This window comes from Geodermatophilus sp. YIM 151500 (assembly GCF_025716945.1).
Lineage (GTDB): Bacteria > Actinomycetota > Actinomycetes > Mycobacteriales > Geodermatophilaceae > YIM-151500.
Window position 1 is genome coordinate 468271 of sequence record NZ_JAOVZT010000001.1, and the last position, 12330, is coordinate 480600.

Annotated in this window: 12 protein-coding genes and 1 pseudogene; 8 read left to right on the top strand and 5 right to left on the bottom strand. The window is 75.7% G+C overall.

Features of this window, described 5'->3' with window-relative positions:
• Positions 1 to 38 precede the first annotated feature (38 nt).
• On the bottom strand, positions 39 to 734 hold the full coding sequence (locus tag OF117_RS02120; protein ID WP_263551137.1) for a response regulator: 696 nt from the start codon (positions 732 to 734) through the stop codon (positions 39 to 41).
• Positions 731 to 2335, bottom strand: a complete 1605-nt coding sequence (locus OF117_RS02125) for a sensor histidine kinase (protein WP_263551138.1) — start codon at positions 2333 to 2335, stop codon at positions 731 to 733. Before OF117_RS02125 ends, OF117_RS02120 begins: the two co-directional genes overlap by 4 nt.
• A 182-nt stretch (positions 2336 to 2517) precedes the next feature.
• On the opposite strand from OF117_RS02125, the gene OF117_RS02130 reads away from it, so the two are divergent.
• The 3 genes from OF117_RS02130 to OF117_RS02140 are packed head-to-tail and all read left to right on the top strand — an operon-like array spanning position 2518 to position 5626.
• A complete protein-coding gene (locus OF117_RS02130; protein WP_263551139.1) occupies positions 2518 to 3525 on the top strand; it encodes a Bug family tripartite tricarboxylate transporter substrate binding protein in 1008 nt (335 codons plus the stop codon).
• On the top strand, positions 3525 to 4040 hold the full coding sequence (locus OF117_RS02135) for a tripartite tricarboxylate transporter TctB family protein (protein ID WP_263551140.1): 516 nt from the start codon (positions 3525 to 3527) through the stop codon (positions 4038 to 4040). The genes OF117_RS02130 and OF117_RS02135 overlap by 1 nt, the downstream gene beginning before the upstream one ends.
• Positions 4040 to 5626, top strand: coding sequence for a tripartite tricarboxylate transporter permease (locus OF117_RS02140; RefSeq protein WP_263551141.1), 1587 nt, complete (start codon positions 4040 to 4042; stop codon positions 5624 to 5626). Before OF117_RS02135 ends, OF117_RS02140 begins: the two co-directional genes overlap by 1 nt.
• A gap of 70 nt (positions 5627 to 5696) precedes the next feature.
• On the opposite strand, the gene OF117_RS02145 is transcribed toward OF117_RS02140, so the two are convergent.
• Together OF117_RS02145 and OF117_RS02150 are read right to left on the bottom strand one after the other, a co-directional pair.
• Complete coding sequence (locus tag OF117_RS02145; RefSeq protein ID WP_263551142.1) at positions 5697 to 7109, bottom strand: MFS transporter; 1413 nt, start codon at positions 7107 to 7109, stop codon at positions 5697 to 5699.
• Between the two features lie 213 nt (positions 7110 to 7322).
• Positions 7323 to 8210 carry an SDR family NAD(P)-dependent oxidoreductase gene (locus OF117_RS02150; protein WP_263551143.1) on the bottom strand — a complete coding sequence of 296 codons (888 nt, stop codon included), beginning with the start codon at positions 8208 to 8210 and terminating at the stop codon, positions 7323 to 7325.
• A gap of 277 nt (positions 8211 to 8487) precedes the next feature.
• Here OF117_RS02150 and OF117_RS02155 point away from each other — a divergent pair, with 277 nt between their 5' ends.
• Positions 8488 to 8883 carry a spore germination protein GerW family protein gene (locus OF117_RS02155; protein ID WP_263551144.1) on the top strand — a complete coding sequence of 132 codons (396 nt, stop codon included), beginning with the start codon at positions 8488 to 8490 and terminating at the stop codon, positions 8881 to 8883.
• A 41-nt stretch (positions 8884 to 8924) separates the two neighbouring features.
• Here the strand turns inward: OF117_RS02155 and OF117_RS02160 are convergent, their stop codons facing one another.
• Positions 8925 to 9338 (bottom strand): hypothetical protein, encoded by a 414-nt coding sequence (locus OF117_RS02160; RefSeq protein WP_263551145.1) that lies wholly within the window; start codon positions 9336 to 9338, stop codon positions 8925 to 8927.
• Positions 9339 to 9469: 131 nt separating this feature from the next.
• Here OF117_RS02160 and OF117_RS02165 point away from each other — a divergent pair, with 131 nt between their 5' ends.
• The 4 genes and pseudogenes from OF117_RS02165 to OF117_RS02180 form a co-directional block, all read left to right on the top strand.
• The gene (locus OF117_RS02165; protein ID WP_263551146.1) at positions 9470 to 10135 is read left to right on the top strand and encodes a hypothetical protein; all 666 of its coding nucleotides are present in this window, start codon (positions 9470 to 9472) and stop codon (positions 10133 to 10135) included.
• A gap of 124 nt (positions 10136 to 10259) precedes the next feature.
• A complete protein-coding gene (locus OF117_RS02170; RefSeq protein WP_263551147.1) occupies positions 10260 to 10535 on the top strand; it encodes a DUF2277 domain-containing protein in 276 nt (91 codons plus the stop codon).
• A gap of 167 nt (positions 10536 to 10702) precedes the next feature.
• Positions 10703 to 11236, top strand: a complete 534-nt coding sequence (locus OF117_RS02175) for a hypothetical protein (RefSeq protein ID WP_263551148.1) — start codon at positions 10703 to 10705, stop codon at positions 11234 to 11236.
• Between the two features lie 336 nt (positions 11237 to 11572).
• Positions 11573 to 12301, top strand: a pseudogene (locus OF117_RS02180) (DUF222 domain-containing protein); the annotation flags it as partial.
• Positions 12302 to 12330: the final 29 nt, after the last annotated feature.

Here is a 12330-nt window from a genome sequence, read left to right on the forward strand (position 1 = left end):
GCATAGGAAGCTTTGCCCCGGGCCGTCCGGCGTCATCGTCAGCCGGGACGGCGGCCGGCGCGGAGCGTGAAGCGGCGTTCGGGCCGACCGGCGGTGCCGTACCGCTGGCGGACGTCGGCCGCCTGCTCGCTGACGAGCTGCTCGAGGTAGCGGCGGGCGCTGACCCGGGCCAGGCCCGTGCGCTCGCTGCACTCGCTGGCCGACAGCCCCTCCGGCCCGGCCTCGGCCAGCGTCCGGCGGACCAGCTGCAGGGTCTCCGGCGCGATGCCCTTCGGCGTCTGGGTGGCCCGCGGCGGTTCGCCGCGGGACAGCCCGAACACCCGGTCGACGTCGCCCTGCCCGGCCTCCCCCAGCTCCGCGAGCTCGCCGCGCAGCGCCGCGTAGTCGGTGAGCCGCGCCTCGAAGGTGCGCCGGTCGAAGGGCTTGACCAGGTAGTGCAGCACCCCGCCGTGCAGCGCGCTGCGGATGCTCTCCACGTCGCGGGCGGCGCTGATGACCATCACGTCGACCGGCGTGCGGGCGCTGCGCAGCCGGTGCAGCACCTCCAGGCCGGTCATGTCGGGCAGGTAGACGTCGAGCAGCACCAGGTCCGGCCGCAGCCGCTCCACCTCCGCCAGCGCCTGGGCGCCGGTCGAGGCGGTGCCGACCACCTCGAAGCCCGCCAGCGCGGCGACGAAGCCGGCGTGCACCTTGGCCACCATGAAGTCGTCGTCCACGACCAGGACGCCGATCACGAGACCACCAGCGTGGGCTCGGCGGGCAGCCGGGCGGTGAACGTCGAGCCGCCGTCGGTGCTGGCCGTCGCCTCGCCGCCGCGCCGCGTGCAGACCAGGTGCACCAGCGACAGCCCGATCCCCCGCTCGCCGTGCGCGCCGCTCTTCGTCGACACGCCGCGCCGGAACACCTCCTTCTCCATGCCCGGCGGCACCCCGTCACCGGAGTCGCGGACGACGACCTCCACCTCGCCGTCCACGAGCCCCAGCGACACCTCGACCCAGCGCTGCGCCGACGCGGCGGCGGCGTCCAGCGCGTTGTCGACGAGGTTGCCGACGACGGTGGCGACGTCGGAGCTCAGCTCGTCGGGCAGCGCGGGCAGTTCGGAGTCGTCGTCGACGCGCAGCTCCACGCCCAGCTCGACGGCCTGGCTGGCCTTGGCGATCAGCAGCGCCGCCACCGACGGGTCCTGCACCGCCGCGGTCACCACGCCGCTGAACTGCGACCGGCTGGAGCTGACCCGGTGCACGAAGCGGACCGCCTCCTCGGCCTCGCCGAGCTCGATCAGCCCGGCGATGGTGTGCAGCCGGTTGCTGAACTCGTGCGCCTGGGCGCGCAGCGTGTCGGTGACGTGCCGGGTGAGGTCGAGCTCGCGGCGCAGCTCGAGCAGCTCGGTGCGGTCGCGGAGCGTGGTCACCGACCCGATCGGCCGCCCCCGGCTGGAGATCGGCAGTCGGTTGACCACGAGCACGCGACCGGCGCTGGCCACCACCCGGTCGCGCTCCTCGTCGCCGTGCAGCAGCGCCTCGCGCACCTCCTCGCCGACGCCGAGCTCGCCCAGCTCACGGCCGAGGGCGTCGCCCGGGATGCGCAGCAGCCGGATGGCCTCGTCGTTCACCAGGGTCACCCGCCCGCGGGGGTCGAGACCCACGACGCCCTCGCGGATGCCGTGCAGCATCGCGTCGCGGTGCTCGACCAGCCCGGCGATCTCCGCGGGTTCCAGGCCGAGGGTCTGCCGCTTGACCCGGCGGGCGACCAGCAGCGAGCCGACGATGCCGATGCCGCTGGCCAGGCCGAGGTAGGTGAGCAGGTTGGGCGCGGCCGCGGCGAGCCCGTCGAGGACGGAGGGCTGCGGACGGCGGACGGCGACGAACCCGAGCGTCGCCCCCTCGTCGGACAGCACCGGCGCCATCGCGACCGCGTAGTGCGCGTCGTCCCGCTCGCGGACGCCGGTCCAGCCGCGCCCCTCCAGGACCGGGCTCTCCCCGACGTCGTACCGGCCGCCGAGCTCCGCGGGATCGGCGCTGGCCAGCACGGTCCGATCGGGGAGCGCCACGACCACCGAGTCCGAGCCGGACGTGCTGCGGGACTGCTCGGCGGCCACGCGCACGTACGTGAGGGCGGCGTCGGAGAGCACGGACCCGCGTGGCTGGATCGCGGTCCGCAACGCCTGGCTGTTGGCCAGGGTCTCCGCCACGGCCTGCGCCCGCCGGCCCTCGGTCTCTGCAGCGCGCTTGGTCGACTGGGCGACGGTCACCGCGGCGACGCCGACGAGGACGACGCAGATGATCACCACCTGCAGCGCCAGGAGCTGGCCGGCCAGCGACAGCCGCCGCTTCACGGTCGCCTCCTGGGGTCGTCGGGCGGGGGGACGCCGCCCAGTCCAGCACGCCGCCGGTGCGCTGTGGCCGTGACCACAACGACCACAACGCCCATTGCGCACGCAAGCGTGACACGCGCCACTCGCCCTCCGCACTGTTCCTCCCGAGCGGCGGGACCCCGCCCGACACCGAGGAGGAACACATGCGCACTGCTTCCCTGTGGAAGCTCACCGCCGGCGGGCTGGCCGCCGGGCTGGTGCTCACCGGCTGCGGCACCACCGCCGAGGGCGGCGCGGCCGCGGGCGGCGGCACCGAGGAGGGCGCGATCACCGGCCTGCAGGTGATGGTCCCCAACTCCCCCGGCAGCGGCTACGACACCACCGCCCGTGCGTGGGCCCAGGTGCTCGAGGACGAGGGCCTGGCCGAGTCGATCGAGGTCTTCAACCTCGAGGGCGCCGGCGGCACGGTCGGCCTGCAGCGGCTGGTCAACGAGGAGGGCAACGCCGGCATGCTCATGCAGATGGGCCTGGGCGTGGTCGGCGCGCAGTACAGCAACAACTCCGAGGCCACCCTCGACCAGACCACCCCGATCGCCCGGCTGATCGAGGAGGCCGAGGCGATCGTCGTCCCGGCGAACTCGGAGTTCCAGACCCTCGACGACCTGATCGCCGGCTGGCAGGCCGACCCGGGCGGCACGCCGGTCGGCGGCGCCTCCAACCCCGGCGGCCCGGACCACCTCACCCCGATGCTGCTGGCCCAGGAGGTCGGCGTGACGCCGACCGACGTCAACTACGTCCCCTACGACGGCGGCGGCGAGCTGCTGGCCGGCATCCTCGGCAACGACGTCGACTTCGCTGCGACGGGGATCGGCGAGGTCGCCGAGTCCGCCGCCGCGGGCGACGTCCGGATCCTCGCCGTCACCAGCGAGGCGCCCGTCGAGGGCGTCGACGCCCCGACCCTCACCGAGGCCGGCGTCGACCTGACCTTCACCAACTGGCGGGGCGTCGTGGCCGCCCCCGGCATCTCCGACGAGGAGCAGCAGCGCTTCGTCGACGCCGTCACCGCCATGGCGGAGAGCGACGCCTGGCAGCAGGTGCTCGAGGACCAGGGCTGGACCGACGCCTTCCTCAGCGGGAACGAGTTCAGCTCGTTCCTGCAGGAGGAGAGCGACCGGGTGGCCGGCGTCCTGGGCGAGCTGGGCCTGACCTGATGACCGCCACCTCCGCGGGAGGCGGCACCCGGGAGCAGGGCCGCTCCGAGTACGGAGTGGCCCTGTTCCTGGGGGCCCTCGGCCTCCTCGTCGTCGTCTCGGCCCTGCTCCTCCCCGAGAGCCGGATCACCCGGGGCCCGGTCGGCCCCGCGGCCGTCCCGATCGTGGTCGGCGGCCTGCTGGTCGTCACCTCCGTGTTCCTCGCCGTCGACGTCCGGCGCGGCGGCCGGGGTGAGCCGGAGGGTGGCGAGGACGTCGACCTCACCGCCCGCAGCGACTGGCGCACCGTCGGCCTGCTGGCTGCGGCGTTCGTCGCCAACGCGCTGCTCATCGAGAGCCTCGGCTGGGTGATCTCCGGCGCCGTCCTCTTCTGGGGCTCGGCCTTCGCGCTGGGCAGCCGGCACTACGTGCGCGACCTGCTCATCGCCGTCGGCCTGTCGGTCGGCTCCTTCTACCTGTTCGCCCTCGGGCTGGGCATCGTCCTGCCCCCGGGCATCCTGAGGGGGATCCTCTGATGGACGCCTTCGCCGACCTGGCCGGCGGCTTCGCCACCGCGCTGACGCCGACGAATCTCGCCTTCGCCCTGCTCGGGGTGCTGCTGGGGACGGCGATCGGCGTGCTCCCCGGCATCGGCCCGGCCATGACCGTCGCGCTGCTGCTGCCGCTCACCCGCGGGCTGGACGTGCAGCAGGCGCTGATCATGTTCGCCGGCATCTACTACGGCGGCATGTACGGCGGGTCGACCACGTCGATCCTGCTCAACACCCCCGGTGAGAGCTCGTCGGTGGTCACCGCGATCGAGGGCAACCGGATGGCCCGCGCCGGCCGGGCCGCCCAGGCCCTGGCCACCGCCGCCATCGGCTCGTTCGTCGCCGGCACCATCGCCACCCTGCTGCTGGCGCTGCTGGCGCCCACCGTCGCCGACCTCGCGGTGCAGATCTCCCCCGCCGACCGCTTCGCGGTCATGGTGCTGGCCTTCATCGCGGTGACCTCGGTCCTCGGCAGCTCCCGGGTCCGCGGCCTCGCCGCCCTGGGCCTGGGCCTGACGATCGGCCTGGTCGGCATCGACTTCACCTCCGGCCAGCAGCGGCTGACCTTCGGCATCGCCGAACTGGCCGACGGCATCGACGTCGTCGTCGTCGCGGTCGGCCTGTTCGCCGTCGGGGAGGCGCTGTGGACGGCGGCCCACCTGCGCCGCCGTCCGCTCGAGGTGATCCCGGTCGGCAACCCGCGGATGAGCCGGGCGGACTGGCGCCGGTCGTGGAAGCCGTGGCTGCGCGGCACCGCCATCGGGTTCCCGTTCGGGGCGGTCCCGGCCGGCGGCGCGGAGATCCCGACCTTCCTCTCCTACGTCACCGAGAAGCGGCTGTCCAAGCACCCCGAGGAGTTCGGCAAGGGCGCGATCGAGGGCGTGGCCGGCCCCGAGGCCACGAACAACGCCTCGGCGGCCGGTGGCCTGGTGCCGCTGCTCACCCTCGGCATCCCGACGACGGCGACGGCCGCGGTCATCCTGTTCGCCATCGAGAGCTACGGCATCCAGCCCGGGCCGCGGCTGTTCGACACCGAGCCGGAGCTGGTCTGGGGCCTGATCGCCAGCCTGTTCATCGGCAACGCGGCGCTGCTGCTGCTCAACCTGCCGTTGGCGCCGCTGTGGGCCAAGCTGCTGCGGATCCCGCGCTCCTACCTGTACGCGGGCATCCTCTTCTTCGCCAGCCTCGGCGCCTACGCGGCCAACGCCAACCAGTTCGACCTGTTCCTCCTGCTGGTCATCGGCGCGCTGGGCTTCATGATGCGGCGCTACGGGCTGCCGCTGCTGCCGGCGATCATCGGCGTCATCCTCGGCCCCTACGCCGAGGAGGAACTGCGCCAGGCGCTGCAGATCAGCAACGGCGACCTGGGCGGGCTGTTCGACCCGATGTCCGTGGTGGTCTACGCGATCGTCGCGCTGGTGCTGCTGTGGCCGCTGGTCCGCCTCGCGCTGCCCCGCAGGGCCACGGTGCCCGTCCTCGGCGAGGCCGTGCACGAGATCGAGGAGGCCCACCACCACACCGGCCTGACCGAGTCGGTCTCGGTCGAGCGGCACACCCGCCGGGAGGAGTGACCCACCCTCCGGAGTGCGGAGTGCCACGGCGCAGGTGTCCTGCGCCGTGGCACTCCGCTGTGCTACCGGGTCACCGCGACGGATCTCCTCCGCTCGGGAGCAGGGTGGTCAGCTCGCGGACGTAGACGCCGGTGCCGTGGCCGAAGCCGGAGACCACGGGCTGCAGCCGCTCGCCGACGCGCGTCACCCGGCGGGTCACCGCCCCGGCCGGCGCGGTGACCAGGACCCGGTCGCCGACGACGGTGAGGACGAGGAAGCCGGCCGCGAGCGCCAGCAGGGCGACCGAGCCCAGGGCGGCCGGCAGGCCGGCGTGCTCGGCGACCAGCCCGATCAGCGGCGGACCGCCGAGCAACCCGGTGTACCCGACGGTCGTGGCCAGCGCGATGCCCGGGGCACCGCCGATCAGGCCCGCGCGGGCGATGGCCAGCGGGAAGACGTTCGACAGCCCCAGGCCGACGACGACGAAGCCGGCGAGCGCGACCCACAGGACCGGGGTGGTCACCGCGACCGTGGCACCGACGGCCGCCAGCAGCGCGCCGCCGGCCAGCAACCGCCGCTCTCCCAGCGTGAGCAGGAGCCAGCCGCCGGCGAGCCGGCCGCCGGCCATCGCCGACGCGAAGCCCGCGTAGCCGAGGGCGCCCAGGGTGGCCGGGGCGCCGAGCTCCTCGCGGAGCAGCAGCGCCCCCCAGTCGGTCAGCGCGCCCTCGCCGAAAGCGGTGCACCCCGCGACGGCGCCGAGCACGACCAGCGCGGCGGTGCGGCGGCGGGCGGCCGGCCCGTCCCCGGGCGCGGCGTCCGGCCCGTCCGCGGGCGCGGCGTCCGGGGCCGGCCCCGGCGCCGGCAGGGGGGCGCGGGGGGCACCCAGCAGGGCGGGGAGCGCCCACGCGGTGGCGGCCAGCCCGGCGGCCGCGACCAGCGCCAGGTGCGGCGCGACGCCGAGCACCGCGGCGGCGGCGCCGCCGACGAGGGCGCCGGCCAGGCCACCGAGGCTGAAGCCGGCGTGCAGGCCCGACAGCAGCGGCCGCCCGACCCGGGCCTCGACCTGGACGCCGAGGGCGTTCGCCGCCACGTTGACCATGCCGGTGGCGGCGCCGAAGACCAGCAACGCGGCGCACAGGACCGGCACGGAACCGGCCAGGCCGGGCAGCAGCGCCGACAGGCAGACGGCGACGCCGGCGGCCGCACTCACCGGGCCGGCGCCGAAGCGGGCGCACCAGCGGCCGGTGAGCCGCATGCAGACCAGCGCGCCCAGCGACAGGCACAGCAGCGCGACGCCGAGCGCGGTGTGGCCGGCGCCGACCTGGGCCGCCACGCCGGGCACGCGGGCGGCCCAGCTGCCGAAGACGGCGCCGTCGAGCACGAAGAGCACGGTGACGGCGGCCCGCAGCCGGGCCGCCGACGGTTCGGGCAGGCGGGCCCGGGTGCTGCGCGCCAGCCCGGCGACCGGCGTGCGGGCACGCGAGAACAGGGCAGGAGTGGACATGGGAGGAAGACCTCGGGGGGACGCCGGCCACCGGCTCGTGCGGTGGCCTCGAGGGGCAGGGAGAAGAGCACACGACCTCGGGCACCCGCGTCCCACCGTGCCAGCCGGGGGCGCGCCCCGCCGTCCGGACACGTCTCCCACCGCCGTGAGAACCGCCACGGCCCGCTGGGCCGGAGCGGGACGGCGGCCGTCCTTCTCCCCGGCGGAGCTCGGTCAGATGCCGCGCCAGCGCCCCTCGGTCGCGTTCCCCTCCGGCCGGCTCCGGAAGACGTTGCCCTCGGACGGCGGGACGTCGTCCCGGGCGAGGGCGAAGACCTTGAGCAGCGGCCCGACCAGCGCGTCGTAGACCGCCGGCAGCAGCCGGAAACCGGCGATGACCAGCGGGTTCAGGACACCGGACTGGGTCAGCCGCCGTGGTCGGTCGAGCCTGGCGACCACGGCGCGGGCGACCCGGTGCGGCGAGTAGACCGGCGGCGGCGGGCGGCCGGTGCTGCCCGCCCACGTCCCGGCCTGGGAGTAGATCGGCGTGTCCGTGCCGCCCGGCGCGACGGCGGAGACCGTGATCCCGGGCACGTCTCGGGTCTCCAGCTGCAGGGTGCGCACCAGCCCGAGCTGCCCCCACTTCGCCGCGACGTAGGAGCCCATGAGCGGGGTCGCCACCGACGCCAGCAGCGAGCTGACGACCACCAGGTGGCCGGTGCCCTGCCGGCGGAAGAGCGGCAGCACCACCCGGGCGACGTTGGCGGTGCCGTGCAGGGAGGTGTCGACGACCGTCTCGAACGCCTCGCGGGGCACGTCCTCGATGCGGCCGTAGGCCATCACCTGCGCCGAGTGGACGACGGCGTCGAGCCGGCCGAAGCGGCCGAGGGCGGCCTCCACGGCCCCGCGGACCGCGGCCTCGTCACCCACGTCGCCGGGGCACACGAGGACGTCGGCGGCCCCGGCCTCGCGCAGCTCCGCGGCGGTCTCCTCGAGCGAGGTGCGGCCGCGGGCCACCAGGACCAGGCGGGCGCCCCGGCGGGCCAGCAGCAGCGCGGTCGCCCGGCCGATGCCGCTGGAAGCGCCGGTGACCAGCACGTTCGAGGAGGGCGTCTCGCTCATCCGGGTGGCCTGGCTCCTGATCGCTCACGACGGGAGGCCGCCGGCCCCGCACCGCCTCGGCTCGGTCGTCGCGAGCGGCCCTACCCGGCCACCCCGGGCGTCATGCCACCCAGCACCCCGTCGTGCGCGGCCGGTCGCCACCGCCCAACGGCATCCGCGAATCCCTGCCCGACCCGGGACGTTCGCCCGTTCTCCCCGGCATCCCCCGCCCGTGAGGCTGTCCCCGGAGCCGTGACGCGACCGGCGCCGCGGTGCCGACCTGCGAGGAGGGACCGACATGCAGCTGAAGGAAGTGCTCTCGACGGCGCAGGACGCGATCGCGGTCCGCCGGGTGTTCGCCGAGCCGTACGAGAAGGACGGGATCACGCTGATCGCCGCCGCCCGGATCGGCGGAGGCGTCGGCGGAGGCGGTGGCCACGACGAGACCGGCCAGGAGGGCGAGGGCGGCGGCTTCGGCATGGGCGGCCGCCCGGCCGGGGCCTACGTCATCGAGGACGGCTCGGTCCGGTGGATGCCGGCCGTCGACCCCGCCCGCATGCTCACCGTCCTGGGCGCGGTCGTGGTCGCGGTCGTGCTCTCACGGGCGCGGGTGGAGACCACGCGCGCCCTCGCGGCCGGCGCCGGGCCGCGCCACCGGAGCCGGCGGCGGCGGCGCCGGGCGCACGTCCGCTGAGGAGCCGCTCCCCCGGAGCCACCAACCGGAGCCACCAGCCGTCAGGAGCGGTCGTCGGGTGCGACCGGCGGCAACTGCTCGAGCAACCACCCCGGCCCGGCGAGCCCAGCGGCCCCGGGCAGCCGGGCCCGGAGACCGCGGTCGGCGGTCACCACCACCAGCGCGGCGCCGTCCGTCGCGAGCCGCTGGGCCTCGGTCACGATGATGTCGTCGCCGCTGCCCGGGGCGCGCACGACCGTGACGCCGTCGACGTCGGCCACGTCGCGGGCCCGGCCCTCGACGACGGCGACCACGGCGGTGCACTCCAGCGGGCCGCCGTCCGGCCCGGGGAGCCGGCGGCCGGGCAGCCCGGCCAGCCGGCCGAGCAGCCGGGCGGTGGCGCCGGCGCGGTCGCGCCACCAGCCGTCGGGCCGGGAGCCGACCACGTTGGCGGCGTCGACGAGCAGGGTGGTCACGACCGGCCGCCGTCCCGCCCGATCGCCCGATCAGGCGACCGAGCAGCCCGTTTGGCCGTGCGCCGGCCGGGAACCCTGCACGGCACACGACGGGGGATCACTGCGGCACGCCCGCACGGAGGAGGCCCACCATGGCGACCGACCGCTCCAAGCACGACCCCACCTCCCAGGACCCGACCTCCTACGACCGCGACGCCACCGTCACCGCCCCGGTCCCGCCCGAGGGCCCCCGCGTCACGCGGGGCGCCGCCCGTGACGCCGTCGCCGCGCAGAAGGCGCGCTTCGGCGGGCTCAAGGTCGGCGCCGCGTTCTTCGGCTGGCTGTCGGCCAACGGCCTCGCCGTCATCCTGCTCGCCCTGCTGTCGGCCGGCGGGGTCGCCCTCGGCCTCGCTCGCGGGGTCGACAGCGTCGACGCCGCCGCGCAGCAGGCCGGGACGGTGGGCATCGGCGGCGCCATTGCCGTGCTCGTCGTCCTGTTCCTCGCCTACCTGGCCGGTGGCTACGTCGCCGGGCGCATGGCGCGCTTCGACGGCGTCCGCCAGGGCGTCGCCGTGTGGGTGATCGGCCTGGTGGTGGTGCTGCTGCTCGCCGTGGCCGGCGCGATCCTCGGCGCCGAGTACAACGTGCTGCAGCAGCTCAACCTGCCGCGGATCCCGGTCGACGAGGGCGCCGCCACCACCGCCGGCATCGTCACGCTGGTCGCGATGATGCTGGTGACCCTCGTGGGCGCCGTGCTCGGAGGCAAGCTCGGCGACCGCTACCACCGCAAGATCGACCGGGCCGGCTTCGCCGTCTGACCCGACCGGCCGCTCCGGCCCGCAGCCCCCGGACGACCCGCCTTCCGGGGGCCGCGGTCCGCTCTCCTCGCCGGCCTGCCGGACGCCGTTCCGCGCCGGGTCGCGCGCTCCTAGGCTTCCGGTCATGTGCCGCAACATCCGCCCGCTGTCGAACTTCGAGCCACCGGCCACGGACGACGAGATCGCGGCCGCCGCGCTGCAGTACGTGCGGAAGATCAGCGGCACGACCCGGCCGTCGAAGGCGAACCAGGAGGCCTTCGACCGGGCGGTCGCCGAGGTCGCGGCGGTCTCGGCGCGGCTGCTCGACTCGCTGGTGACGACCGCGCCCCCGAAGGACCGCGCGGTCGAGGCCGCCAAGGCGCGGCAGCGGGCCGCCGTCCGGTACGGCGCGGCGGTGTAGCCGCCCCGGCATGCGGCGGCGCGGCCTGCTGCGGCCCGCGGCGGCGCGGCCTGCTGCGGTACGGCGGTGGGGCCTGCTGCGGTACGGCGGTGGAGCGGAATCCCGGCATGGCCGGTCGGACGGCGGGTAGGTGCTGACCCCCATCGACCCGACCGAGGAGTCCGACCATGGCTCGCAACACCCTGTCCCGCTCGCTGCACGACCTGGGCCTGGCCGCCTGGTTCGGCGGCACGCTGGCCAATGCCGTCGCGCTGAACGCGGCCGCCGAGGAGGCCGGCGGTGACACGAGCAAGGTGGCCAACGTGGGGTGGGACCGCTGGACGCCGGTCAACGCCGCCGCCATCGGCACCCACCTGGTGGGCAGCTTCGGCCAGCTGGTCGCCAACCGCGGCCGGGTCGCCCAGCAGCAGGGTGTGGCCGGTATGTCGACGCTGAAGACGCTGCTCACGGTCGCCGCCCTCGGTGCCACGGCGTACAGCCGGGCGCTCGGCGCCAAGCTCTCGGCGGCCGGCAACCCGTCGGCGAGGTCGGGCACCAAGCCCACCAAGCTGACCAAGGGCGAGCTGGCCGACGCGATGGACCAGCTCGACCGTCTCCAGTGGGTCATCCCGGCCCTGACCGGAGCCCTCGTCGTGGTCAGCTCCTACGCCGGGGAGCAGCAGCGGCCGAGCGAGGTCGCGCGCGGCGTCGCCAACCGCTGACCCTCGCGGTTCTGGTGGTGGCCGGCCACTGCGGCAGGCGGTGGCCGGCCACCACCGCGGGCCCGCGCCGGGGGCGCCGGTGCGACCTCCCACCAGTCCTCCCGGACACTCCCACAGGGCGCCTGACCTGCGCATTCGCCTTGCCAGGCAGCGCTCCGGCGGCTATCATCGAACACACGTTCGAGTCGTCGGGGAGGTGCCGTGGGCGAACTGGCATCCGCGCTCGACGGGCTCGCCGCCGACGACCTGCACGCCCAGTTCGGCCCGCAGCTGCTCGACCGGCTCGGTCAGCTGCTGGCCGCGCAGAACCGGCTCGCCGCCGAAATCGTCCGCACCGTGCGCGAGGCCGACCTGACGTCGGCCAGCGAGCACGACGGGCTGCCGACCATGCAGTCCTGGCTGCGCGGCCGGGCCCGGATGTCGGCCGCTGCCGCCGCCCGTCTGGTGCGCGGCGGGCGGGCGCTGGAGCACCTGCCTGCGGTCGCCGCGGCCTTCGCGGCCGGACTCGTGTCGGCCGAGCAGGTCCAGGCCGTCGCCCCGGTCGCTACCGAGGAGGCGAGGCAACGCGCCGCCGCGCAGCAGATCGACCTCGCCGAGGTCGACACCACCCTGACCGAGGTGGCCGCCGAACAACCCCACGCCGCCCTGACGCAGGTGGTGACCCACTACCTGGACCGGCTCGATCCCGATGGGCCCGAACCCGACCCCACCGAGGAACGCGCGCTGACCCTGTCCCGGCATCCCGACGGGAGCTGGACCCTCCGCGGCACGCTCGACGGGTTCGGCGGGGAGAAGGTGGCCACCGCGCTGGAGTCCATCGCCGCTGCCGGCTGGTCCGCCGGCGACACCCGCACCCGCGCCCAGCGGACGGGCGACGCGATAGTCCAGCTGGCCGACTCAGCGCTGGCCGCCGGCGACCTGCCGGTGCTGCGCACCGTCAAGCCCCACGTGATCCTGACCCTCGGCGTGGCAGATCTGGCCGATCCGGCCACCGGACCGCACGCCGCCCGGACCGGGATGGGCGCCACCCTGTCGGCCGCCCGGGCCCGCTGGGCCGCCTGCGACGCCACCATCACCCGGATCGTGCTCGACCC